The sequence below is a fragment of the Microbulbifer mixtoriginis (SeqCode) genome (assembly GCF_052468275.1).
This window is the reverse complement of record NZ_CP174341.1, coordinates 634,526-658,482: the sequence shown is the minus strand read 5'-3', so window position 1 is coordinate 658,482 and position 23,957 is coordinate 634,526. Positions and strand designations below refer to the sequence as shown.

Sequence of the window (23,957 nt, the reverse complement as noted above, 5' to 3'; positions counted from 1 at the left end):
AAAGCCACCCGACCTGTGACTCGCTTTTAAAGTAATGTGTCGCAGGACTCAATAAACTGGCGTCATAGTCATTGTTTTGTACTATTTTTGCTAACTGGCGAGAAAGAAAAAAACGTAAGTCACAAATGCGAGGTGGCGCAGTAGTGGAGAGGGTTTCTGATGACGCTTTTCCGCGAGATTGGAAAAGCTCATTAAATTTGGAGGGCTGTAAAAGAGAGATCAGTGGGCTCAGGGGCCCACTAGAAACAGGCTGAAACTGGCTAAGTCGGCAAACACAGCGGTTTCCGCCAGACGCGGATCGGGGCTCTCTACTAGCTGTTGCAGGGTTTCTGCGCCTGCACCGGTTTTTAGTAGTACCGGCTTACACCCCTTGACCAAGGCCAGCTGTAAATCGGCCAGTTTATCACCGAGCAGATAGCAGCCATGCAAGCTGGTGTCGAATTCCGCTTCGATGGCATCCAGCAGGCCCGCCTGGGGCTTGCGGCAACGGCAGTTGTCTTCGGGCCCATGGGGGCAGTAGAAAATCGCGGCAATTTCACCGCCTGCATCCTCTACCTGGGAACGCATCTTGGCGTGTATCGCCTCCAAGTCATCCAAGTCAAACTGGCCCAGGGCCAGGCCGCTCTGGTTGGTGGCAATCACCAGTTGGTGGCCAGCCTGACTGAGCGCAGCCAGTGCTTCAATACTGCCGGGCAGGGGCTGCCATTCGTTTGCGGATTTTACGAACTGGTTGCGGTTTTGATTAATGACCCCATCGCGGCCAAGAAGAATTATTGCCATGTCGATTCGCCTGTTTCGTTGAGGCGGGGCGCAGAGCCCCGCTTCAAGTCGCTATTACTTGGCTGGAACCAACAGGGAGATGTCGGCAACTTCGAGGAACAGTGCACGCAGCTGGGCCAGTAGGGCCAGGCGGTTGTTGCGCAGTTGCTCGTCGTCACTCATTACCATCACATGGTCGAAGAAGTTGTCCACGGTTTCACGCAGGCCCGCCAGGCCGGCGAGCCCTTCGGCGAAAAGCGCATCGCTATACAGCGGTTCAACTTCTGTGCGGGCAACCTGTACAGCGGCGAACAGGGCTTTCTCCGCTTCCTCCTGCAATAGTGCTTCATCGACACTGCTGGGCACTGTGCCATCCAGCTTGGCGAGGATATTGGAAACGCGTTTGTTCGCTGCTGCCAGGGCGCCGGACTCCGGTAGTTGGCTGAAGGCGTTAACCGCGTGCACACGGTTGTCGATATCCAGCGGGCGCGACAGCTTGCGCGCGGCAACCGACATAAATACCTCTGCGGCAATGCCCTGATCCTCGTAGCGGGCGCGGAAGCGCTCCAGTACGTATTGCAGGGTCTGCTCTACCACCTTGTCGTATTCACCCAGGGCGGTGCGCGGGTAGTTGTCGCGGGCCAATTCCAGCAATTTTCGCAGGTCCAGATCGAGGCGCTTTTCAACGAGGATGCGGATGATGCCCAGGCTGGCGCGGCGCAGGGCGAAGGGGTCGCGGGAGCCGCTGGGGGGTTGGCCTATGCCGAAGATGCCGACCAAAGTATCCAGGCGATCTGCCAGGGCAATTACAGTACCGGTGTCGCTGGCGGGCAGCTCGTCACCGGCAAACTTGGGCATATACTGCTCGTACATGGCCTTGGCCACATCCAACGGCTCGCCGTCGTTTTCGGCGTAGTAGTAGCCGGCGATGCCCTGCATATCGGCAAACTCGAACACCATCTCGGTAACCAGGTCCGATTTACACAGGCGGCCGGCGCGCTCGGCCCAGTCGCCGTTGCTTCCGGTTTTCTCAGCGATGGTGCGGGCTAGGGCAGCTACCCGTTCAGTCTTGTCGTAGACGCTACCTAAGTGCTGCTGGAATACGATTTGGCGCAGTTTCTCACGGCGTGATTCCAGGCTGGTCTTCTTGTCGGTCTCAAAGAAGAAGGCAGCATCCGCCAGGCGCGGCCGGATTACGCGCTCATTGCCGTGGATAACCTGGGCGGCATCCTGGCTCTCGATATTGGACACAGTGATAAAGAACGGCAGCAATTGGCCATCTTCATCGACTACGTGGAAATACTTCTGGTGCTCCTTCATGGAGGAGATCAGGGCTTCAGCGGGCACTTCCAGGAAGCGCTCTTCGAAGCGGCCGGTAAGGGCGACAGGCCACTCCACCAGCGCAGTGACTTCGTCGAGCAGGTCGTCGTCGATGACCGCTTCACCATTGACGTTATTGGCTTCGGCAATAACTTGAGCGCGAATGGCTTCGCGGCGCTCGGCGAAATCTGCCATGACGTAGCCGGGTTCGCGCAGAACTTGTGCATAGTCGTGGGCGGAGTGGATCTCCAGTTCCCGATTGCAGTGGAAGCGATGACCACGGCTGGTTTTTCCGGCTTTCAAGCCGAGTACTTCACCATCTACGACCTTGTTGCCAAACAGCATGACGAGCCAGTGCACCGGGCGCACAAACTCTTCGCGGCGCGCACCCCAGCGCATGCGCTTGGGAATAGGAAGCTGAGCCAGTGCCTTTTCGACAATACCAGCCAACAGGGATTCAGTTTCAGCGCCTTTCTGTTCACTGATAAAGGCCAGGCGCTCGCCTTTGTCGGTCAATTTGCGTCCCAGCTCTTCAACGGTTACGCCGTTGCTGCGGGCGAAACCCTCTGCGGCCTTGCTGGGCTTGCCTTCTTTATCGAAGGCGGCTTTGACGGCCGGGCCCAGCTTTTCAATTTGTTTGTCTTGCTGCTTATCTGCCAAACCGAATACCGCTACAGCCAGGCGGCGGGGGGCTGCGTAGGCTTTCACTTCGCCAAAAGATAACTCGGCGCCTTTGAGGCCTTGGGTAATACCATCGGCGAAAGCGCTCATCAATTTGTGTAACGCCTTGGGTGGCAGCTCTTCGGTGCCCAGTTCTACCAGAAAATCCTGAGCCATTACTGCTTCTCCTCTTGCTCGATGTCTTCCGCCAAAATATCTGCTCGCAGTGCTTCATCTGCCATGGGGAAGCCTAAGGCGCGGCGCGCATCGTAGTAAGCCTGTGCCACGGCGCGGGCCAGGGTGCGTACGCGCAGGATATAGCGCTGGCGCTCGGTCACTGAGATGGCGTGGCGCGCATCCAGCAGATTGAAGGCGTGGGAGGCCTTCATAACTTGCTCGTAAGCGGGCAGCGGCAGGCCCAGCTCAATCAGGCGTGTGCTCTCGCGCTCGCAGTGATCGAAGGTGGCGAACAGGAACTCCACATCGGCGTGTTCAAAGTTGTAGTGGGACATTTCCACTTCGTTCTGATGGAAAACGTCGCCGTAAGTGACGGGACTGCCGTCCGGGTTGCGGGTCCACACTAAATCGTAGATAGACTCGACCCCCTGCAAGTACATGGCGATACGCTCGAGACCGTAGGTGATTTCGCCGGTAACCGGGTAGCACTCGAGGCCGCCCACCTGCTGGAAGTAGGTAAACTGGGTGACTTCCATACCGTTCAGCCAAACTTCCCAGCCGAGGCCCCAGGCGCCCAGGGTTGGGGATTCCCAGTTATCTTCCACAAAGCGGATATCGTGGATAGCCGGGTCTACGCCCATGGCGCGTAGGCTATCGAGGTACAATTCCTGGATATTGTCCGGGGATGGCTTCATCACTACCTGGTATTGGTAGTAGTGCTGAAGGCGGTTGGGGTTCTCGCCGTAGCGGCCATCGGTGGGGCGGCGGCAGGGCTGTACATAAGCCGCGTTCCAGTTTTCCGGGCCTATGGCGCGCAGGAAAGTGGCCGGATGAAAGGTGCCGGCGCCCACTTCCATATCCAGAGGCTGTAGAATGACGCACCCTTGGCGCGCCCAATAATCCTGTAGGGCAAAAATAAGTCCCTGGAAGGTACTGAGATCGTATTGCTTGGACACCGCTATCTCCGGATCAGTATCTGCTGTGGGCAAAGGGACGCAATTATAGCGGCAGCGACTGCTGCGCTTAAAGCGCTATAGCCGCGTCAAGAGGTTTCAATGGCCATACTTGGGCAACACGACCACTTTAAAGTGGTTTTTGTATAGGAAGTAGTGAGTGGATATTAAGGGGCGCCTTGCTGTAGGGGCACTGAAAATCATCGGCAAATTGCCGTTGCACTGGTCGCGGCGATTAGGTTGGTTTGCTGGCAAAATGGCTGTATGGACTCGTTCCGAAGGCCTGCGCCTGAGCCGCATTAATCTCAAACTCTGCTATCCGGCAATGGACCCCAAACAGCGTGAAAAGCTGGCGAGGGAGAGTGTGATCAACACGGCCATGGCGGGTTTTGAGATGGCGTCACTGTGGAATACGCCCTGGGCAAAAAATGAAAATGCCATTGTTCGTGTGCGCAATCAGCAGTTACTCAACGCCGGTGAGACCGATGGGCGCGGCACCATTGTGTTAATGCCACATACTGGCAACTGGGAAATATTCGGCCTGTATGTAGGTACCTTGTCCCCCTGTGCTGTACTTTACCAGCCTCCTAAAATAGAAGCCCTGGACCCGGTGATTCGCAGCGGGCGCGAAGTAACCGGCGGCAAGATGGTGCCCACCAATGTGCACGGTGTACGCGCGCTGCTTAAATCATTGAAAGCGGGAGATTTAGCCCTGATTCTTCCCGACCAGGAACCGGATATGGGCGGTGACTTTGCCCCGTTTTTTGGGCGCCCGGCCCTGACGATGACCCTGGTGCACAATCTGATACAGCGCACCAAGTGCCATGTGGTTTTTGGGTTTGGCAAGCGTGTAGAAGGCGGTTTTGAGCTGGTTTTTGTCCCCGCAGAAAAAGCGATTTACAGCGAAGAGCAAAAAGTATCCCTGGCGGCAATGAACCGCGGTGTGGAGGCCTGCATCGCCCAGGCGCCGGAGCAGTATCAGTGGGAATACAAGCGCTTTCGCAGACAGCCGGAAGGCAAGAGTAAAATTTACCGCAAACAAACATAGGGGCCTGAGCGGCCCCTATGTCTATCGGCATCTAGGTAAAATTTACGTCGCGTGGCGAAATGCCACAATTACCGGCATACGCGCGGCGCGCCAGGCGGGGAAAAAACCACTGACAAAGCCGATTACCAGCGCCAACACGGCGCCCTGCACGAACAGGTCTGGGGACATCTCAAAACTGAACACCACCTGGGTAAAACTGCCGCCCAGGGTTGAGGTATTTAGGCCGTCGAAGAACAAGTAGGCGGCCAATGACCCCAGTAGTCCACCGGCCACCGCCAGTACCATCGCTTCAGCAATCGTGCCGCAGAAAGCGGAAAAATTACTGAAGCCGAGGGCGCGCAGGGTGGCAATTTCCTTGGCACGGTCCGCCACTGAGGTGTACATAGTATTGAGTGCTCCAGCCAGGGCACCGAGGGCCATCACCGCACTGATAATCCAGCCAAAGGTGGCGATGTACTGCAGTTGTTTACCCTGACTGGCGAAGTATTCTCGCTCGGTCTGCGCTTCGAGATTAAGGCGCGGTTCCCGCGCAATGGTTTCCTTGACCGATGCCAGGCCGTCATCATTGTCCAGTTGCAAGCGAATGGATTGATAACTGCTGCCGCGGTTGTAATGGCTCTGGATTGTTTTGATATCTGCCCACAGCTCACTTTCAAAAATATTACCCCCTGTGGAAAAAACTCCGACAACTGTCCACAGGTTTTTACCAAAGCGCACTTCCTTGCCAATCTCGAAACCGCTGAATTCCCGCAGGACACCCTCGCCGACAATCATTTCATTGGTTCCAGGAACAAACATACGGCCTTCGGTTAAGTGCATGTTGGTGCGCATGGCCATACCGGTTTGGTTGAGTCCGCGCAGGGGGATATTGGCCTCGGTACCACTGGACTTTTTGATACCATCCACAATGACATAGAGTTCCGGTGAAACCTGTGGGCCGTTGGCGTCCCGGGCGACTCCTGCAGATTCGCTAACCAGGTTGACCTGATCCTGCAGGATCACCGAGTTGAGCTCGGTGGAGGAACCCTCGCGCATCAGGATGGCGATTTGGTTGGAACCGGCGCCGCGCATAGTTTCTTCGAAGCCTTTGGCCATGGCGAGAAATGCCAGCAGTATTGCCACCACCACCGCCGAGGCCAGTACCATCGCCAGTGACATCCACAGGCGCCGGCGCAGGCTGCCCAGGTTCATCAGGGTCACTGAAATAATTTGTGCAATTAGAGAGCCCATTGGCTTTCCTCCGGTTGGGCTTGATCAATCGGGCACCTACAGTTGTGAGGAACTCGATCTGATGTATTTAGGGCTGACGATTAAATGCCGAGACAATATTCAGTCGCAGCGCGTTAAAAGCCGGTAGCAAGCCGGTAATAATTCCCAGCAGCAGCATAAAAAACAGCGCTTGCAAAGCGATATCGCCATCGAGAATCAAGTTGGGCAGGAAACGGGCGAGAAAGGTTTTTATTCCTTCAACTAACAGCCAGGCCGCAGCGAGTCCAGAGAGACCGCCGATAAATGCGATCAACAGGGATTCTGATAGCACCATGCGAAAAATGCGTGCGCTGGAAAAGCCCAGGGTTTTGAGTACAGCAATCTCGCCGGTACGCTCGCGAATCGCCAAGGCCATGGTATTGCCAACCACAATCAGAATGGTGAAAAACGCGGTGAAAACCACCGAGAAAATAATCAAACCGATATTTCCAATTTGCTCGATAAAAGCTTTGTTAAAGGATTTTTCCGTACTGGTATCGGTTTCACTTTGCGAATTGGCAAAACTGTCATCAATGGTTTTGGCTACTTTCTCATTGAGAGAGGGATCGTCAGTAGTGAGTGCCATCCATCCTATCCAGTCATTGCCAAATGTCTGAGTTTCCATGAAGTATTTATAATGGAATAACATTTGGCGAGTATCGTACTGCTCGGTATCCCCTTTAAAAATTCCTGAGACTACAAACTCCCAGGTATAGCCACCATCTTTATGGGTGAATATATTTGAGGAGATAGGAATCCGGTCACCAATTTTCCAGCCATATATTTGCGCGAGTTTCTCACCTATCAGTGCGCCCTGACGATTGTTAAACCAAGCCTGTTTTTGCTCATCCGGAATCACTATTTCTTCGTAAACGCGTAAATAGGATTCGGGGTCCACTGCCAGCGAGACAATTTGCCTACTTTGTTCCTGATAATAACCGCCAAACCAGTTCAGGTGGGTGACATCTTTTACTCCCTCGACCGCAGCGACTTTTTGGAAATAAGAGATGGGTAGAGATTGGGTGAAATTAATCCGGTTAAAAACTACCAGGCGATTATCAGCGGATAACTCCACACTGGAATTGAGTGCAGATTTCAAACTGGTCACTGCGCCAAAAATTAAAAAAGCGATAAAAATTGCAAAGCAGGTGAGAAATAACCGCAGAGGTTTCCTCGTCATGTTTTTATAAATTAAATAGAGATCGTTCATGCCACTATTTCCCTCTGCACAAATTGTCCCTTGTCGAGATGCAGGATGCGTTTTGCGTATTTGGCTGCGGCCGGGTCGTGGGTAACCATGACGATGGTCTTGCCGTGATCGCGGTTGAGTAGTTGCAGCATCTCCAGGATTTCATCGGCGGTAGCGCGGTCGAGATCACCGGTGGGCTCGTCACACAGAATGAGTTTAGGATCGGAAACAATTGCGCGGGCGATGGCCACCCGCTGTTGCTGGCCGCCGGACATTTCACTGGACATATGTTTGGCGCGATCGCTCAAGCCCACCAAAGCGAGGGCGGTTTCGACATTTTTGCGTCGCTGTGCCTTGGAGAGCTTGGTTAACAGTAGCGGCAGTTCTACATTGCGTTGGGCATTGAGCATCGGCATCAGGTTGTAGAACTGGAAAATAAAACCAATATTCTGCGCGCGCCAACGGGTTAGGGCGCTCTCATTGAGGGAGTCTATGCGGGTACCATCAAACCAAATTTCCCCGCTGGTGGGTTGATCGACACCGCCGAGCATATTTAACAGAGTGGTTTTTCCGGAGCCGGAAGGCCCCATAATGGCGACAAAATCTCCTCGCTCAATACTCATATTGAGATCGTCAAAAATAGAGATTTTCTCTTTACCTTTGATAAAACTCTTGCCGACATTTTTTAACTGAAACAACACATCTTCAGACATCTGTAATTTCCTTTTTTAATGAATAATTAGAGCCGTAGTCTGTGCCGTTAAAGAGCGACTTCCTCCCCGGCCAGGAAGCCGACCTTCACCCCCATATCCGGTAGGATACGGGCGTCTTTTTGATCGATACCGATACGCACACGCACCGTAGCTTTGGCGCGATCGGCGGTTGGAATAATTGCCACCACCGTGGCGGGAATATCCCACTCCGGGTAGGCGTCAAGATTCGCGTTTACCCTTTGACCCGTGGAGACCCGGCCGATAAATGCCTCGTTGACATCCACTTCAATTTCCAGGGAGTTCATATCCACAATGGTACAGATACCGGTGCGGGTGAAACCGCCTCCGGCGGAGCTGGGTGCGACAATTTCTCCGGGCTGAGCATTTTTTTGTGTAACGATTCCCGCAAAGGGCGCGCGTATCGTGTGATCCTCCAAGCGCTCCCGCTGTCGCTCGGCTTCCAGTTTAGCCACCTCAATATTTGCCCGAGCGCTGTTTAAATCGGCTCTCAAGCCTTCAACAGTGGCCTCACTCTGGGTGAGTTGTGCTTTGCTGGAGTAGTTTTTTTCACGCAACCCAGCGAAACGCCGGTACTGACGCTCTGCTTCTTTTAGCTTGGCGAGAATACTGGCTTCCTGGGCTTGCAGTACCTGAATCTGCGCACGGGCAAATGCCAGGCTGACGCGCGCTTTGACGTCGTCGAGGCGGGCTAGTACTTGACCTTCCTGTACCTGCATACCCTCCTCGACATCTACACTGCTGATCAGTCCCATCACCTCTGCTGACACCGTAGCCATGCGTCGCGCGGTGATATATCCGGAGGCATTCAACACCGTCTCCAGGTGTGCGCTGGAGGGGGCAGATGGCGTAGTGTGTGTGTTGGCGGGAGTTGGGATTGTGTTAGGGCTTGCGGGTGGGTCTTCGGCCAAGAGGGAGGCGCCAAAAAAACCAACTAGCAGGCCGGCGACTGCACCGGTGGAAGCCGCCAGCAGGGTTTTTCGGGGCGATGACGGTAAATCATTGGGAGCCGTATCCCGGTCAATTTTCAACTGACCGAGCAGCTCACTGGTGTTTCTGCTCATACAGCCATGTTCTTATTGATTACTTCCTGTAAAGAACAACTGTGGCAGAAACTAAAAAATATTGCTATTCGATCTGACTTGCGGCGTTGGCGCCAAATTAGTGGCGCCAAAAGGCGGGAGTTAGGAGCACCAGCAGGGTGAAAATTTCCAGGCGTCCCATCAGCATGGCGAGGATCAGAAACCACTTGGCCACCTCATTGACTGAACCGTAGTGAGATGCGGCCTCACCCAGAGCCGGGCCGATATTACTCAGGCAGGAGGCCACCGTTGTCACAGAGGTGACGAAATCTTCGCCGGTGGCAATCACAATAATCGAGAGAATAAAAAACGACAGCACATAGACGGCAAAAAAGCCCCACACTGCATCGGTTACCCGATCGGGTACGATCTTGCGGTTGATTTTAATGGGTATCACCGCATTGGAGTGCACCAGTCGATTCAATTCGCGCATACCGGATTTCATAATCAACATGCCGCGTACCGCCTTGATACCACCAGAGGTAGAGCCGGCACAGGCGCCGAGAATACCCAGAAGAAGCAATGCGTAGGGAAGGAATACCGGCCAGGCGGAAAAGTTTTCAGAGGCAAAGCCGGCAGTGGTACTAATAGAAACCACCTGGAAGAAACCGTGTAGCAGGCTGTTGCCTGGTGAGAAGATATTCAGAATCCACAGATAACAGCTGATCAACAGGCCGGCCCCCAAAATCAGCATTACGTAGAAACGAAATTCGGAATCGCGCCAGTAGTGCTTGAGGGTTTTATTGCGGAAGGCATAAAAATGCAGGCCAAAGTTAATTGCCGCGGTGAACATGAAAATAATGCAGATCACCATAATGGCCCGGTTGTGAGCGTAGAAGCCCATACTGGCATCGTGGGTGGAAAAGCCGCCGTTAGCCACGGTGGAGAAAGCGTGTCCCACGGCATCGAACACGGTCATGCCCGCCCACCAGTAACCGATGCCGCACAGAATGGTCAGGATTACATAAATTACGATCAGTGCCCGCGCCGTCTCGGCGATGCGCGGTGTCAGCTTGGTATCTTTCACTGGGCCGGGTATTTCCGCTTTGTACAGCTGCATACCACCGATGCCGAGCATGGGCAGGATTGCCAGTGCAATAACAATTACACCGATACCACCAAACCACTGCAGCTGCTGGCGGTAGTAGAGGATGGCTGGAGGCAGGGAGTCCAGGCCGGTAATTACGGTGGCGCCGGTGGTGGTGAGCCCGGAAATCGACTCAAAAATCGAATCGGTAATACTTAGATCCGGCTGCGGACTGATAATAAACGGCAGGGAGCCGAAGCTGCCGAGGATTAGCCAGAATAGCGAAGTCACCACAAAGCCGTCGCGGGTGCGCAGGTCTTGGCGCAGGTCGTGCACCGGCAGCCACATAAACAAGCCGGTCACCAGAGTGATCACAAAGGCAATAACGAAGGCGTTGTGGGTATGGTCCTCATACCACAGGGACACGGCGATCGGTGGCAGCAGTGTCAGGCTGAACACAGTGAGGAGAATTCCGAAAACTCGCGCAATTACCGCAATTCGCATTGGCGCCTGTCAGCCTGTTATCTGTTGTTACTTTATATATATGGACGGCGGTGTTTGTAATCGCCGGACTATTCAATAAAAAATATGATTTAGAAAAAGCCGAAGCCAACCTGGAACAACTGCTCCACATGGCGTGTCTGGCGGCGATCCACCAGGAATACAATCACGTGATCGTCGCTTTGCACAATTACATCGTCGTGCGCCATCAAAACTTCGCTGCCATTTTCTGTTTCGCGCACTATGGCACCGATGGAGGCGCCCTCGGGCAGATCGATATCCTCGATTTTCTTTCCCACCACCTTGGAGGTGCGCTCGTCGCCGTGGGCGACAACTTCGATCGCCTCGGCGGCACCGCGACGCAGGGAGTGCACATTAACCATATCGCCGCGGCGCACATGGGTGAGCAGGCTGCCGATAGTATTTTGCTGGGGCGAAATGGCAATATCGATTTCCCCGCCTTGCACCAGGTCCACGTAGGCGCGGTTGTTGATCAGGGTCATCACCTTGCGCGCGCCCAGGCGTTTGGCCAGTAGCGATGACATGATGTTAGCTTCGTCATCGTTGGTGAGTGCGAGGAAAACATCGGTGTCCTCAATATTTTCTTCCAGCAACAGCTCTTGGTCCGAGGCGCTGCCGTGCAAGATAATGGTGTGGGACAGCTCCTCGGATAAAAATACGCAGCGTTCATGGCTGCGCTCAATAATTTTAACCGAGTAGCGGTTTTCCAATTTGGTTGCGAGCCGCAGGCCAATATTGCCACCACCGGCAATTACCACGCGCTTATAACCGTGTTCCAGGCGGCGCAACTCACTCATTACCGCACGGATATCGGCGCGTGCGGCGATAAAAAATACCTCGTCGCCGGCCTCGAGCACCGTGTCTCCCTGGGGAATGATCGGCCGGTTGCGTCGGTAGATGGCCGCCACACGGGTATCCACCTTGGGCATGTGCTCGCGCAGATAGCGCAGCTGATGGCCTACCAGAGGACCGCCCTGAACTGCCAATACAGTGACCAGCTGCACGCGACCGCCGGCGAAATCCAGCACCTGCAGCGCGCCGGGGTGTTCCATCAGGCGTGCGATATATTCGGAGACCAGCTGCTCGGGGCTGATCAAAACGTCGATGGGAATCGCCTGGTTGTCGAATAACTCGGGGTACTGCAGATAAGAAGAGGCGCGCACGCGTGCGATCTTGGTGGGCACACGGAACAATGAATGGGCAATCTGGCAGGCTGCCATATTGGTTTCATCGTTATTGGTGACCGCCACCAGAATATCGGCATCCTCAATGCCGGCATTCATCAGCACGTCGGGATGGGAGGCGTGGCCGTTAACCACGCCAATGTCAATGCGATCACGCAACTCGCGCAGAGTTTTTTCGTCGCTGTCCACCAGCACAATATCATTGCGCTCGGAGGCCAGAGCCTCCGCCAGTGAGCCGCCCACCTGGCCGGCGCCGAGAATGACAATTTTCATATCGGATGAGACTCGCGGCTAGCGCTGCTGTTATTCGGCCTTGCTGAGCAGAGCGTAGTAGAAACCGTCGCCGCCACCGTTATGGGGTAACAGTTGCATTCCAGCAACTTGTTTTTCACCCCAGGACTTACCGTGCAGCAGTTGCGGAGTATTGTCGCTCGCATCGTCGGTCTCCGCAACGAAGGCGGCGACAACTTCACTATTTTCGGCCGGTAACACTGAACAGGTGGCGTATAGCAGACTGCCACCGGGTTTGAGCATTGCCCAGGTGGCGCGCAGAATTTCCGCCTGCAGCCTGGCCAACTCGGCGATATCCTCGGCACGGCGCAGCAGTTTGATATCCGGGTTGCGGCGAATCACCCCGGTGGCAGAGCAGGGTGCATCGAGCAGAATACGGTCGTACTGCTGTCCATCCCACCAGGCATCCGGCGCAGCCGCATCGGCGCAAATTAACTGTGCGGAGAGGCCGCAACGTTCGAGGTTTTCCTGCACCCGATCGAGTCGCTCCTCCTCGATATCCAGGGCACTCAATTCTATAGCGGGCTGCTGCTCCAATAGATGGCAGCTTTTGCCTCCCGGCGCGGCACAGGCATCCAGCACCCGCTCGCCTTCACAGGGTGCCAGCAGTTGCGCTGCCAGCTGGGCGGATTCATCTTGCACACTCACCAAGCCCTCGGCAAAACCGGGCAGAATTCCCACAGGTACTGCTTCGAGCAGGGTGATGCCAACCGGAGAGAGGGTACAGGCCTCGGCGGACAGGCCGGTCTCGTCGAGCTGCTGCAGGTAATCCTCGCGGGAAATGCGCGCGCTGTTGACCCTCAAGGTCATGGGGGGATTGGTATTGTTAGCGCGAAAAATCTCCGACGCTTGCGTTGGCCAGGCGGCTTTGATCGCCTGTTGCATCCAGGCGGGGTGCATAGAGCTGAACTGGGGGTTGCCGGACAACTTTCGCTGCAAACGCTCGCGTTCGCGTAAAGCGTTGCGCAGTACGCCGTTGATAAGGCCAGTGGCGCGATCCAGCTTGAGACTGCGGGCGGCATTGACCGTGGCAGAGATAGCAGCGTGATCGGGGATGCGGGTGTATTCCAGTTGATACAGGCCCAGCAGGATCAGCGCGCTCACCAGGCTATCGCTGGGGGTTTTGCGCAGTAGCTTGGTAGCGATCAGTTGCAGGCGCGGGGCGGTGCGGGCACTGCCGTAGCACAGCTCGCGGAGCAGGGCGCGGTCGCGCTCCTCAACCTTGTCTTCGGCTTTAGGTAGCAGGCGTGCCAGTGAACCTTGCGCTTCCAGCAGTGCGGCTACTACTCGGGCTGCTTCGGCGCGTACATCTCTATTCATAGTGATCCCAATTGTGTGCCGGGAGTGAACAGCGCCCGGTAGCCTTTCAAAATTTCCGCTGCGGGCAGCGCTTTTTTACCGGGTAGCTGAAGTACTTGCAGACGCAGGGCTTCGCGACCACAGGCGACCAGAATACCCTCGTCATCGCTGGCTAGAATGGTACCGGGCGTATTGCTGTGGCAGCCGCGTTCAAGGCTGGCGCTGTAGATACGCAGGCGTTGTTCGCCTTTACTTTCGCTATAGGTAGTCCAACACACCGGGAAGGGATTGAAGGCGCGGATCTGGCGCTGCAATTCTTGCGCCGGGCGCTGCCAGTCGATGCGCGCTTCCTCTTTACTGATTTTATTAGCGTAATTGGCTGTAGCATCATCTTGAGTCACCGGCTTGGCGGCGCCTGAGGCCAGCTGCGCTAGGGCTTCAATCAGAGCCTGGCCACCGAGTTCGGCGAGCTTGTCGTGCAGGCTGCCTCCCGTATCTTGCTCAGTAATGTCACAGCGGCGCTCCACCAGTACCGGACCCGTATCAAGCCCGGCTTCCATTTGCATGATTGCCACACCGCTGTGGCTGTCTCCCGCCTCGACGGCGCGCTGAATGGGAGCGGCGCCGCGCCAGCGCGGCAGCAGGGAGGCGTGTACGTTGATACAGCCCAGTTGCGGGGTGTCCAGCACTGCTTGCGGCAGGATCAGTCCATAGGCCACCACCACCATGATATCGGCGCCGAGTGCCGCCAGCTCTTCCTGCGCTGCCTGGTCGCGCAGGCTCTGAGGTTGATACACGGGGATATCGTGGGAGAGGGCCAGCTGCTTGACCGGGCTGGCCAGCAGTTTCTTACCGCGCCCCGCCGGCCTGTCCGGTTGGGTGTAAACGGCGATGACAGTGTGGTCGCTGTCGAGCAGCGCCTGCAGATGCACGGCGGCAAAGTCCGGCGTGCCGGCAAAAATGATATTCACTGGCGGATTCTCAGATCGAGGGATGGAGATGGCGCCGGGCCTGCCGGCGGCCAGTTTTTATAGATCAGGCGCGTCGGCGCTGGGACTTTTCCAGCTTGGAGCGAATGCGGTTGCGCTTGAGTGGGGAGATGTAATCCACGAACAGTTTGCCATCCAGGTGGTCAACTTCGTGCTGGATACACACTGCCAGCAGCCCCTCTGCCTCTATGGCAAAAGGTTCGCCGTTGCGATCCAGCGCCTTGACTCGCACCCTGCGCGGGCGTTCTACCGTCTCGTAGAAACCGGGTACCGACAGGCAACCCTCGTCGTACTGGTGGATCTCCGGGTCCAGTACTTCGATCTCAGGGTTGATAAATCCGTACGGCTCGCTGCTGTCTTCGGAAATATCCACCACCACGACGCGCTCATGCACATTGACCTGGGTGGCGGCGAGGCCTATGCCAGGTGCGGCGTACATGGTTTCGAACATGTCGTCCAGCAGTTGACGGTGCGCGTCGGTAACTTCTGCGACGGGTTTGGCGATCTCACGCAGGCGCGGATCGGGAAATTCCAGTATCTCGAGTTTAGCCATAACACCTGTGACAAACTTCTAGTATTCGTTGAACGTGCGCTGATAACATTATGATCGCGCTCAATATTTACCGAGTGGACCCCGATTTTCGCTGGCGTCTTGCGCCCGGGGCCGGCCACATTTCCTGTAGAAGGGTGGTTCGGCGCTGAGAATTATAGCGATAAAGAGCATAGGAATGCTTCCATGAAAAAAATAATCCTGGCCGCCGTCTCGATGTTGGCGGTCGCCCTTGGCACCCAAGCGCAGGATCAGGTGCGCCTGAACCCCAGCCATCCGGATGCCTATGTTGTGCAAAAGGGCGATACCCTCTGGGATATCTCCAGTGAGTTTCTGGTACAGCCCTGGTATTGGCCGGAGATCTGGCAAGTAAACCCTCAGGTTGAGAACCCCCACTTGATCTACCCCGGCGACAGCCTGCGCCTGGTGTATGTGGATGGCCAGCCGCAACTGCAGCTGCAGCGCGGCCCGCGGGCTTATCAATTGTCTCCCGGTGTTAATGGTAATCGCTTAACGCCGCAGATACGTCGCGAAGCCGTGGAGGATGCGATTCCGGCGATTCCCCTTGATGCCATCAATGCCTTCCTCTCGCGCACCCGTATCGTCGAGCCCAATGCCTTCGAGGGTACGCCCTATATTGTGTCCGGTTCCGATAACCACATTTTGATGGGTGCCGGCGATACCATCTACGCACGCGGTGATTTCGAAGTGCCCCTGGCCTCCTACGGTCTCTACCGCCCGGGCCCGGTGTATGTGGACCCCGTCAGCAATGAGACTCTAGGACGCCAGGCTCTTGGGATAGGTGAAGTGGATTTGCTACAGCTGGACCCGGATAACCGCCCTGGATTCTCCGTCGCCACCCTGGGCGTGGCCAGCACCGCCCGCGAGATCCGTCTCGAGGATCATTTGATGCCAGTGGAAGAGCGTTCTATCGATGCACTCTTTCACCCCAGTGCCCCGGCCGTGACAGTGAATGGCTTGATTGTTGGTGTCGATGAGGGGGTGACTCAGATTGGTAAATTCGACGTAGTTATCCTCAATCTGGGTGAGCGCGATGGCATAGTGCCTGGCAATGTGATGGCAGTTTATAAGCGCGGTTCTGTAGTGCGCGATCGTATCGCCGGAGACAGCGTGAAGCTGCCCGATGAGCGCGCAGGTGAGATGATGGTTTTCCGCACTTTTGAAAAGATGAGCCTGGCGCTTATTCTCGAAGCTGATCGCCCCTTGGCGGTGATGGACTCGGTGCGCAATCCCTAAATAAGTATTGAAATCGAGCGGCGCCTCTTGCTGTTTGGAGCGCCGCAAATCTGAATACAACCTCTCCTGTAAAACAGACAAAAATAGTGAGCCCGCATGGATGCGTTGACCGCCAGCATGGCCCTGCTGCGTTTAGAGGGCCTGGGGCCCGCCCGCTACTGGCAGCTGCTAGAGCACTTTGGCAGCCCCGATCGGGCCTTACTGCAATTCCCCCCAACTTTGTTGAGCAAACTACCGCCGCGGGCCCAATCCCAGTGGCGTGATTGTTGTCGTCTTGGCCTGCAGAGCGAATTGTTGGAGTGGGTGGCAGCCGAGCGCGCCCGCTGTGCACAAATCGGCGTGCAGCTGCTGTACCACGGTGATGCAGGTTTCCCGAATTTGCTCGCAGAGATCTCGCGACCACCGCCAATACTCTATGTGCGGGGCGAAGCTGCTGCTCTCACCTTGCCCCAAATCGCTATTGTTGGTGCGCGTCGCGCCACGACTTCTGGCCTGGATAATGCTCGCAGTTTTGCCATGGAGCTCGCCGGATCCGGTTTTGCCATCACTTCGGGGCTAGCACTGGGGGTAGATGCAGCCGCGCACCAGGGTGCTTTGCGGGGACAGGGAGCCACGATTGCGGTGCTGGGCAGCGGTGTCGACTCCGTCTATCCGCGTCAGAACCGCGCCTTGGCGGAAGAAATCCTGAGCGCGGGTGGCGCCATTGTCAGTGAACTGCCACTCGGCAGTAGCGCTGAGGCGAAAAACTTCCCGCGTCGCAACCGGATTATCAGTGGGCTCTCTATGGGAGTGCTGCTAGTGGAGGCTGCGATGCGATCGGGGTCGCTAATCACTGCGCGGCTGGCGTTGGAGCAAAATCGAGAGGTTTTCGCTATCCCCGGCTCCATCCACAACCCGATGGCCAGGGGCTGTCACCACCTGATTCGCGAGGGGGCAACATTGGTGGAGACCAGCGCAGATATCGCCGGGCAGCTGGGGGGGCTGTTAGCGGAGCCTGCGGATAGTGAGCCCCTAAGCAATACCCCGCTGGATAATCAGCAGCTGTCAGTGTTATTAGCCCTGCAGGGAGGGCCTCGCAGTATCGAGCAGTTGGCTGTGGATACTGGGGAGCCGGCGGGTGAACTGATGGCGCTGCTATTGCAAATGGAGTTGCTAGAGCTATTGGAGCAGCTGCCCGGTGGTTATCAATTGACGGCTCAGGGAGCAGCCTGCTGTCTCCAGAAAGAAGGCGTGGCCACCTGAATCCTCCCCTGAAGGACCAGCCGCCGAGCGATTCGCGAAGTCAAAGCGCTGCGTTAATACTCTGTGGACTCGAACACAGGAGGCAAGTCATGGCGAATAATTCCAAGCTCACCACGGATGCTGGCGCACCCATCGCGGATAACCAAAACAGCCTTAGCGCCGGACCACGTGGCCCCCTATTGATGCAGGATTATCAACTGCTGGAGAAGCTCGCTCATCAAAACCGTGAGCGGATTCCCGAACGCACGGTACATGCCAAGGGCTGGGGAGCTTACGGTACTCTGCGGATTAGCGGAGATATTGCCAAGTACACCTGCGCCAAGGTATTGCAGCCCGGTGCTGAAACACCAATGATAGCCCGCTTTTCCACTGTAGCCGGAGAGTTGGGGGCGGCGGATGCCGAGCGCGATGTGCGCGGCTTTGCCCTCAAGTTTTATACAGAAGACGGCAACTGGGATCTGGTGGGCAATAACACCCCGGTCTTCTTCGTACGCGACCCCTATAAGTTTCCCGATTTTATCCACACGCAAAAACGTCATCCCCGCACGCACTTACGCTCCCCTACAGCCATGTGGGATTTTTGGTCGCTATCTCCAGAGAGCCTGCACCAAGTTACGATCCTGTTTTCAGATCGCGGCCTGCCAATTTCACCTATGCATATGAATGGTTACGGCTCCCACACCTACTCTCTGTGGAACAGTGCCGGCGAGCGCTTCTGGGTGAAGTTCCATTTCAAGACATGTCAGGGGCACAAATTTCATACCGATGCCGAAGCGGAGTCAGTGATTGGCCGCACTCGCGAGAGTTATCAGGAAGCCCTGTTTGGTGCGATTGAGAAGGGTGACTATCCCAAGTGGAGTCTACAGCTACAAGTAATGCCCGAGGCCGATGCTGCCAAGACAAATTACAACCCTTTCGATCTCACCAAAGTGTGGCCACATGGGGATTACCCGCTGATTGAGATTGGCGAAATGGAGTTGAATCGCAACCCCGATGATTATTTTGCCGAACTGGAACAGGCAGCATTCTCTCCCTCAAACGTAGTACCGGGCATTAGTTTCTCCCCAGATAAAATGCTACAGGCGCGAGTGTTTTCCTATGCCGATGCCCATCGCCACCGTTTGGGTACTCACTATGAGAGTCTTCCGGTAAATGCACCCCAATGCCCAGTGCATAACTACTATCGAGACGGGGAGATGAATACCAGCGGGATTCGCACAGGCAATCCCGATGCCTATTACGACCCCAACAGTTTCAACGGCCCGCAGCAAGACCCCAGTGCCAAGGAGCCGCCACTAAAGCTTTCCGGTGCTGCCGATCGCTACGATCATCGCGAGGGCAACGATGATTACGGCCAAGTGCGGACGCTTTTCAATCTCTTCGATGACGCCGAAAAACAGAGACTCTTTGGCAATATTGCCAGAGCCATGGCCGGAGTTCCGGATGAGATAGTACAGCGACAATTGGTACTTTTTTCCCAGGTCGACTCTAGTTATGCTGAGGGCGTAGAGTTATCTTTAGGAAAAAAATAAAAATACTTTCTATTTCGTAAAGCTTTAATTACCTGACAATTATGGTAAAAATGTATTTCTTACTTTTTAAAAAAAAGAAGATAAGCTTATGGATTGGATGATAAAAAAAATAACTGCCCTCTCATTTTTCACTGTTTGGCTGTCAGCTTGTTCAGTTCAACCATCTATTGTCGATTTGTTACCACCTTCAGAGTTTTCTAAAAAGCAGCTTTTATCTGGTTCTATTTTAATTGGAGAGCCTGTAAAAATTAATGATCTGCCAGAAGTTGATATTTTGGCAATAAATTCCGAAATGGAAATGTTTTTAGATGAAATAAAAGGTAAAGACGATACTGATCGGTTAAATAATTTTTTGCTAAAGTTACAGGAGGTTGATTTCTCTCTCTTTTATGAGGCTAATGCCACTTTAAGTGCTTCTGAAGTGTTTTTAGAAAAGAGGGGTAACTGTATGGCCTTTAGTGCTTTTATGGTTGCCATGGTTAGGGAGCTCGGAATAGAAATAAACTTTAATCAGGTATTTATTCCAGAAACTCGATACTTGGAGGATCAGCAGACCTATGTTTATCAACACATCAATACTATTTCAGACCTAGGAAGTAAAAAACAGATTTTGGATTTTAATTTTATTGACTACGAATCAGATTATCATGGGGAGGTGTTAGATGACTCGGAAGCATTTTCTAAATTCTATAGTAATTTATCAGTAGACTTCCTTTCAGATAGGAACTTCAAACAGGCCTTTCTCTATATTCGTAAGGCATTATTATTGTCGCCTGATTCCTCAAATCTATGGAGTAATCTAGGTGCAATTTATCGATCTGCAGGCTATCGAAATCTGGCGATCAACACTTACAAAGTCTCTCTAGAGCTGGATAGCCATAATATGGTTGCACTGAATAATATGGAAAGGGCGCTCAGGGAGAGGGGAGATTTGGAGTCCGCTCAGATTCTCTCTAAACAGTTACAAAGTTACCGTGAACAAAACCCTTATTACTGGTATGCCAGTGCTCAGGCAGCTTACTCGAAAAAAGATTACGTCTCGGCAATCCGAAACATTAAGAATGCAATTTCACTAGAAAAAAACGATCATCGCTTTCATTACCTTCTGGGGCTTGCGCGATTCAAGTTTGGGAGTCGAGGTTATCGTAAGAATTTTCAGCAGGCATTAATTCTGTCAGACACAAGGTATGATCAAACACATTATAAGAAAAAATTTGATGCTCTGGGAATAGAGAATATTGAGCCAGTAACTCGTAATAAAGAATATAGACGCCCATTCTCTCGATGGGCTTGGTGGTATCAAGATACTTAAATTAAGACGCCATATTACAAGACAAGATATGAAGCTATTTGTACCATAAGCACAAAGTTGCCTCTGTTTTGAAATGCTGAAGGCAACACCTTGTGCACGGCTGCGCAATCCGCTAGATTTTGGCGCTTGTCCCCACTTTGACAGTTGAGAGAGTTGAAATGAGCAAGCCTTTTGTAGCGATCCTGTTGGGGGCCAGCCCCGATCTGCCAGTTATGAAAGCCGCCTTCGGTGTACTGGAGAAGTTAGACATCCAGCAGTGCGAAGCGAAGTAGCAGCGATACTGTCATGAGGTACTCTCCGCTTGCTGTACAGAAGGCTGCCCGTGCTCTTGCGGCGGGTGGTGTTATCGCGCACCCTACCGAGTCCGTGTGGGGCCTCGCCTGTGATCCAAATAATCTGCAGGCCGTAAGGCGCCTGCTGCGACTGAAGAACCGCCCACTGGAAAAGGGTCTGATCCTGGTTTCCGGTGAGGAGGAAAGTTTTAGTCAGCTGCTCGACCCACTCAGCGCTGAGCAGCGCGAAAAGATGCGGGAAACCTGGCCCGGACCCGTGACCTGGCTGGTGCCCCATCGCGACCGCATACCCTATTGGGTCTGTGGCGCCCATCCCGCAGTGGCCCTGCGTCACACCGACCACTCTTTCACCGCTGCGTTAACAAGGGCTTTTGGCGGTGCTATCGTATCCACTTCTGCCAATCCGGCGGGGTGTCAACCTGCCCGGCACAAGTACCAGGTACTTCGCTATTTTGGTGATGCCCTCGACTTTGTCGGCGGTGGTTCCACCGGGGGCCGAAATTCCCCTAGTGAGATTCGCGACCTGCTCAGCGGAGAGCAGTTGCGTGCGGGCGGATGAATTCTTTAAAACGAGTTAGTGTTTCCCAATGAGTGATATTGATACCAAGGAAGTAAAGGGCTACCTGCTGGATCTACAGGATCGAATCTGCAGCGCGCTGGGTAGCGAGGACGGCCTGGAGTTTCACGAAGACGCCTGGGAGAGGCCCGGCGGCGGGGGCGGTAGAACCCGGGTGTTGGAAGAGGGAAATTTAATCGAGAAAGGTGGGGTCAATTTCTCGCACGTCTATGGTGACGGCCTGCCGCCCTCTGCCACGGCCAGCCGCCCAGAGTTGGCTGGCTGCTCTTTCGAAGCGATGGGGGTTTCTTTGGTGATCCACCCGCGCAACCCCTATGTACCCACAAGTCATGCCAACGTGCGCCTGTTCGTGGCCAAAAAGCCTGGCGCCGAGCCGATCTGGTGGTTTGGTGGGGGCTATGACCTCACTCCTTACTACGGTTTCGAAGAGGATGTGGTGCATTGGCACAATACTGCAAAGAGCGCCTGTGCGCCCTTTGGTGAAGAGATCTATCCGCGCTTCAAGCAGTGGTGTGACAAGTATTTTTACCTGAAGCATCGCGATGAGGCCCGCGGAGTAGGCGGCCTTTTCTTCGATGATTTTAACGAAGGTGGTTTTGAAAACGCCTTTGCCCTAACTCGCGCCGTGGGTGATAGTTATTTGGATGCTTATCTGCCCATTATTCAAAAGCGCAAGGATACGTCTTACGGCGAACGCGAGCGGGATTTCCAGCTTTACCGCCGCGGCCGTTATGTGGAATTTAACCTGGTATTCGATCGCGGCACCTTGTTTGGCCTGCAGAGCGGTGGGCGCACCGAATCTATCCTTATGTCATTGCCCTCGCTGGTGAGTTGGAAATACGACTGGCACCCAGAAGCAGGTTCGGCGGAGGAAAAACTCTACACGGATTTTCTGCCGCATAGGGACTGGGTATAACCCCAGGTCACGCACTACGGAGGTTCGCTGTGCAACAAACGCGATTGGAAGCCATCAACTCGCTATTTTTGGATTACAGGCGTCACTTTGAGACCGGGGATGCGGAACAGATAGCGGACTATTACCGTTTTCCTCTGCATTATTACCGTGAAGATGGCAACAAACTGGCGGTAGATCGCGGCGCCTTCGTGCAGCAGGTTGAGAAGCTGCTCAACGCTTATAAGCGCCTGGAGGTATGCCAGATACTCGGCACTGTCACTGAAATCATCGAATTGAATGATTACAGCAGCTTGGCCAGTGTACGCTGGACCCTGTTACATCACAGAGAAGAAGACGATAAGACCCTCGAACTCTACAGTTCACACACACGTTACCTGCTCACTGATACCGAGCAGGGCCTTAAAGTCGACGCTTTAGTACTCGTCGATGAAAGTGCCAAGATCCGCGAGGCGGTCAGGGCGCGCAAGAGGGCCCAGTCGTGAGTGACCGCTATGCAGTGGTAGGCAATCCCGTCGACCACTCCCTGTCTCCACAAATTCACACCGCCTTTGCCGCCCAGGCCGGTGAGGACCTGGTATACGAAAAGCTACTTGCCCCTCTCGATCGTTTTACTGAGTCGGCACAAACCTTTTTTGCCGAGGGTGGGCGCGGCCTCAATGTGACAGTGCCATTTAAGCTTGAAGCTTGCGAGCTGGCTGATGCGCTTACCGAGCGCGCGGCCGCTGCCGGTGCGGTGAACACCCTGGTATACGGAGAGAGTGGAAATCTGCTGGGCGACAATACCGATGGCGCCGGCTTGGTTTCAGATATCCGCAACAATCTGGGTTGGACAATTCAGGATAAGCGGGTGTTACTTCTGGGGGCCGGTGGCGCCGCCCGCGGAGCCCTATTGCCGCTGCTGGCTGAGCATCCCTCGCAGCTACATATCGCTAACCGCACCTCCGCTAAAGCCTGTCAGTTGGCAGATGAGTTTTCCCACTATGGGGCTATGACTGCAGGCGGACTGGATCAGCTGTGTGGAGGTTTTGATCTGGTTATCAATGCCAGTTCGGCGAGCCTGGGTAACCAGTTGCCCCCCCTGCCTGAACACCTTTTTACAAGTACTGGTCGGGCCTATGACATGGTCTACGGTGCAAAGCCGACGCCTTTTGTACACTGGGCCCGTGAACTGGGGGTTGAAGCAGCTGATGGTCTCGGCATGCTGGTGGGACAGGCCGCGGAAGCCTTCTATTTATGGCGCGGGGTGAAGCCCCGTGTTGAGCCGGTGCTGGCGCAGTTGCGGCGAACACTAACAGCCTGATTAATGCGGCTGAAGTTATAACAACAAAAATTAAGAGGATGCTGGCTGTGCGCGAGTGGTTGCGTAATCTTTCTATGTGCTTTGCGGTGGGTTGTTTCGGCGGCCTTTGTTATGCCCTGGGTCTATGGGCTATGGGCAGCTACGGGTTTACCCGCTGGTTGGGGGTAGACTTGGCACCGCACCTCAGTAACGCTTATCTATACCAGCGTATCGTTTGGGGCGGGCTCTGCGGTCTGTTGTTCTTGCTCCCCTGGCGCAATGCTTGGCTATTGCGCGGTGCTTTATTATCACTGCTACCTGCCGCTTTCTTGCTGTTCTACCTCCTGCCCCAGCGTGGCTATGACTATGGCGCTTTTGTGCTGGGAACTATGACTCCGCTAGTGATCGTTCTCGCCTGTGCTATTGGCGGTATTGCCGCATCCGCGCTGCTGCGACTACAGGGTAAGTAAAGTAACTGAGGCCAGTTAGGCGCCGCCGCAAGTGACTGCGGCGGCTGCTC

Annotated in this window: 22 protein-coding genes; 10 read left to right on the top strand and 12 right to left on the bottom strand. The window is 54.7% G+C overall.

The genetic code is table 11. From position 1 onward, the window contains the following. Positions 1-228: 228 nt before the first annotated feature. From gmhB to glyQ, 3 genes are read right to left on the bottom strand one after another with little or no spacing between them, the layout of a single operon-like run. Positions 229-780, bottom strand: a complete 552-nt coding sequence (gene gmhB, locus ACJJIC_RS02940; protein ID WP_444910891.1) for a D-glycero-beta-D-manno-heptose 1,7-bisphosphate 7-phosphatase — start codon at positions 778-780, stop codon at positions 229-231. A gap of 54 nt (positions 781-834) precedes the next feature. Then, a complete protein-coding gene (glyS, locus tag ACJJIC_RS02935; RefSeq protein ID WP_445356431.1) occupies positions 835-2,916 on the bottom strand; it encodes a glycine--tRNA ligase subunit beta in 2,082 nt (693 codons plus the stop codon). Next, a complete protein-coding gene (glyQ, locus tag ACJJIC_RS02930) occupies positions 2,916-3,872 on the bottom strand; it encodes a glycine--tRNA ligase subunit alpha (protein WP_444883267.1) in 957 nt (318 codons plus the stop codon). Before glyQ ends, glyS begins: the two co-directional genes overlap by 1 nt. A gap of 157 nt (positions 3,873-4,029) precedes the next feature. Between glyQ and ACJJIC_RS02925 the strand changes: the two genes are divergently transcribed. After that, positions 4,030-4,917: a lysophospholipid acyltransferase family protein gene (locus tag ACJJIC_RS02925; protein ID WP_444923787.1), complete on the top strand. Its 888-nt coding sequence runs from the start codon at positions 4,030-4,032 to the stop codon at positions 4,915-4,917. A gap of 42 nt (positions 4,918-4,959) precedes the next feature. Here the strand turns inward: ACJJIC_RS02925 and ACJJIC_RS02920 are convergent, their stop codons facing one another. The 9 genes from ACJJIC_RS02920 to def all read right to left on the bottom strand — a co-directional run bounded on the left by ACJJIC_RS02920 (position 4,960) and on the right by def (position 15,032). Further along, complete coding sequence (locus ACJJIC_RS02920) at positions 4,960-6,147, bottom strand: ABC transporter permease (protein ID WP_444887627.1); 1,188 nt, start codon at positions 6,145-6,147, stop codon at positions 4,960-4,962. Positions 6,148-6,214: 67 nt separating this feature from the next. Beyond that, the gene (locus ACJJIC_RS02915) at positions 6,215-7,375 is read right to left on the bottom strand and encodes an ABC transporter permease (RefSeq protein ID WP_445356430.1); all 1,161 of its coding nucleotides are present in this window, start codon (positions 7,373-7,375) and stop codon (positions 6,215-6,217) included. After that, entirely contained in the window at positions 7,372-8,067 is a 696-nt protein-coding gene (locus tag ACJJIC_RS02910; protein ID WP_445356429.1) for an ABC transporter ATP-binding protein, read from the bottom strand. The genes ACJJIC_RS02915 and ACJJIC_RS02910 overlap by 4 nt, the downstream gene beginning before the upstream one ends. 47 nt (positions 8,068-8,114) lie before the next feature. After that, on the bottom strand, positions 8,115-9,149 hold the full coding sequence (locus ACJJIC_RS02905) for an efflux RND transporter periplasmic adaptor subunit (RefSeq protein WP_445356428.1): 1,035 nt from the start codon (positions 9,147-9,149) through the stop codon (positions 8,115-8,117). A 97-nt stretch (positions 9,150-9,246) separates the two neighbouring features. Then, positions 9,247-10,698 (bottom strand): TrkH family potassium uptake protein, encoded by a 1,452-nt coding sequence (locus ACJJIC_RS02900; RefSeq protein ID WP_252083982.1) that lies wholly within the window; start codon positions 10,696-10,698, stop codon positions 9,247-9,249. A gap of 89 nt (positions 10,699-10,787) precedes the next feature. Further along, entirely contained in the window at positions 10,788-12,173 is a 1,386-nt protein-coding gene (gene trkA / locus ACJJIC_RS02895; protein ID WP_252083983.1) for a Trk system potassium transporter TrkA, read from the bottom strand. 30 nt (positions 12,174-12,203) lie between these two features. Further along, on the bottom strand, positions 12,204-13,511 hold the full coding sequence (gene rsmB, locus ACJJIC_RS02890) for a 16S rRNA (cytosine(967)-C(5))-methyltransferase RsmB (protein ID WP_445356427.1): 1,308 nt from the start codon (positions 13,509-13,511) through the stop codon (positions 12,204-12,206). After that, positions 13,508-14,461, bottom strand: coding sequence for a methionyl-tRNA formyltransferase (fmt, locus tag ACJJIC_RS02885; protein ID WP_445356426.1), 954 nt, complete (start codon positions 14,459-14,461; stop codon positions 13,508-13,510). Before fmt ends, rsmB begins: the two co-directional genes overlap by 4 nt. Positions 14,462-14,525: 64 nt before the next feature. Beyond that, the gene (gene def / locus ACJJIC_RS02880; RefSeq protein ID WP_444887632.1) at positions 14,526-15,032 is read right to left on the bottom strand and encodes a peptide deformylase; all 507 of its coding nucleotides are present in this window, start codon (positions 15,030-15,032) and stop codon (positions 14,526-14,528) included. Positions 15,033-15,215: 183 nt separating this feature from the next. Here def and ACJJIC_RS02875 point away from each other — a divergent pair, with 183 nt between their 5' ends. The 9 genes from ACJJIC_RS02875 to ACJJIC_RS02835 all read left to right on the top strand — a co-directional run bounded on the left by ACJJIC_RS02875 (position 15,216) and on the right by ACJJIC_RS02835 (position 23,907). Continuing rightward, positions 15,216-16,286 carry a LysM peptidoglycan-binding domain-containing protein gene (locus ACJJIC_RS02875; protein WP_444910896.1) on the top strand — a complete coding sequence of 357 codons (1,071 nt, stop codon included), beginning with the start codon at positions 15,216-15,218 and terminating at the stop codon, positions 16,284-16,286. A gap of 96 nt (positions 16,287-16,382) precedes the next feature. Further along, entirely contained in the window at positions 16,383-17,528 is a 1,146-nt protein-coding gene (gene dprA, locus ACJJIC_RS02870; RefSeq protein ID WP_444883277.1) for a DNA-processing protein DprA, read from the top strand. Positions 17,529-17,617: 89 nt separating this feature from the next. Further along, positions 17,618-19,060: a catalase gene (locus ACJJIC_RS02865; RefSeq protein WP_445356425.1), complete on the top strand. Its 1,443-nt coding sequence runs from the start codon at positions 17,618-17,620 to the stop codon at positions 19,058-19,060. Positions 19,061-19,148: 88 nt separating this feature from the next. Continuing rightward, a complete protein-coding gene (locus ACJJIC_RS02860) occupies positions 19,149-20,372 on the top strand; it encodes a transglutaminase domain-containing protein (RefSeq protein ID WP_444910898.1) in 1,224 nt (407 codons plus the stop codon). A gap of 285 nt (positions 20,373-20,657) precedes the next feature. Further along, positions 20,658-21,224 carry an L-threonylcarbamoyladenylate synthase type 1 TsaC gene (gene tsaC, locus ACJJIC_RS02855; RefSeq protein ID WP_444883279.1) on the top strand — a complete coding sequence of 189 codons (567 nt, stop codon included), beginning with the start codon at positions 20,658-20,660 and terminating at the stop codon, positions 21,222-21,224. Positions 21,225-21,252: 28 nt separating this feature from the next. After that, on the top strand, positions 21,253-22,158 hold the full coding sequence (gene hemF, locus ACJJIC_RS02850) for an oxygen-dependent coproporphyrinogen oxidase (protein ID WP_444883280.1): 906 nt from the start codon (positions 21,253-21,255) through the stop codon (positions 22,156-22,158). A gap of 29 nt (positions 22,159-22,187) precedes the next feature. After that, entirely contained in the window at positions 22,188-22,640 is a 453-nt protein-coding gene (locus ACJJIC_RS02845; protein WP_444888969.1) for a DUF6841 family protein, read from the top strand. After that, a complete protein-coding gene (gene aroE / locus ACJJIC_RS02840; RefSeq protein WP_445356424.1) occupies positions 22,637-23,458 on the top strand; it encodes a shikimate dehydrogenase in 822 nt (273 codons plus the stop codon). The genes ACJJIC_RS02845 and aroE overlap by 4 nt, the downstream gene beginning before the upstream one ends. A gap of 38 nt (positions 23,459-23,496) precedes the next feature. Then, entirely contained in the window at positions 23,497-23,907 is a 411-nt protein-coding gene (locus ACJJIC_RS02835) for a hypothetical protein (RefSeq protein ID WP_252083994.1), read from the top strand. Positions 23,908-23,957 lie beyond the last annotated feature (50 nt).

Coding starts and splice junctions, on each gene's coding strand:
- gmhB (WP_444910891.1), bottom strand. CDS start 780: ATGGCAATAATTCTTCTTGGCCGCGATGGGGTCATTAATCAAAACCGC.
- glyS (WP_445356431.1), bottom strand. CDS start 2,916: ATGGCTCAGGATTTTCTGGTAGAACTGGGCACCGAAGAGCTGCCACCC.
- ACJJIC_RS02920 (WP_444887627.1), bottom strand. CDS start 6,147: ATGGGCTCTCTAATTGCACAAATTATTTCAGTGACCCTGATGAACCTG.
- ACJJIC_RS02915 (WP_445356430.1), bottom strand. CDS start 7,375: ATGAACGATCTCTATTTAATTTATAAAAACATGACGAGGAAACCTCTG.
- ACJJIC_RS02910 (WP_445356429.1), bottom strand. CDS start 8,067: ATGTCTGAAGATGTGTTGTTTCAGTTAAAAAATGTCGGCAAGAGTTTT.
- ACJJIC_RS02905 (WP_445356428.1), bottom strand. CDS start 9,149: ATGAGCAGAAACACCAGTGAGCTGCTCGGTCAGTTGAAAATTGACCGG.
- ACJJIC_RS02900 (WP_252083982.1), bottom strand. CDS start 10,698: ATGCGAATTGCGGTAATTGCGCGAGTTTTCGGAATTCTCCTCACTGTG.
- trkA (WP_252083983.1), bottom strand. CDS start 12,173: ATGAAAATTGTCATTCTCGGCGCCGGCCAGGTGGGCGGCTCACTGGCG.
- rsmB (WP_445356427.1), bottom strand. CDS start 13,511: ATGAATAGAGATGTACGCGCCGAAGCAGCCCGAGTAGTAGCCGCACTG.
- def (WP_444887632.1), bottom strand. CDS start 15,032: ATGGCTAAACTCGAGATACTGGAATTTCCCGATCCGCGCCTGCGTGAG.
- ACJJIC_RS02875 (WP_444910896.1), top strand. CDS start 15,216: ATGAAAAAAATAATCCTGGCCGCCGTCTCGATGTTGGCGGTCGCCCTT.
- dprA (WP_444883277.1), top strand. CDS start 16,383: ATGGATGCGTTGACCGCCAGCATGGCCCTGCTGCGTTTAGAGGGCCTG.
- ACJJIC_RS02865 (WP_445356425.1), top strand. CDS start 17,618: ATGGCGAATAATTCCAAGCTCACCACGGATGCTGGCGCACCCATCGCG.
- ACJJIC_RS02860 (WP_444910898.1), top strand. CDS start 19,149: ATGGATTGGATGATAAAAAAAATAACTGCCCTCTCATTTTTCACTGTT.
- tsaC (WP_444883279.1), top strand. CDS start 20,658: ATGAGGTACTCTCCGCTTGCTGTACAGAAGGCTGCCCGTGCTCTTGCG.
- hemF (WP_444883280.1), top strand. CDS start 21,253: ATGAGTGATATTGATACCAAGGAAGTAAAGGGCTACCTGCTGGATCTA.
- ACJJIC_RS02835 (WP_252083994.1), top strand. CDS start 23,497: ATGCTGGCTGTGCGCGAGTGGTTGCGTAATCTTTCTATGTGCTTTGCG.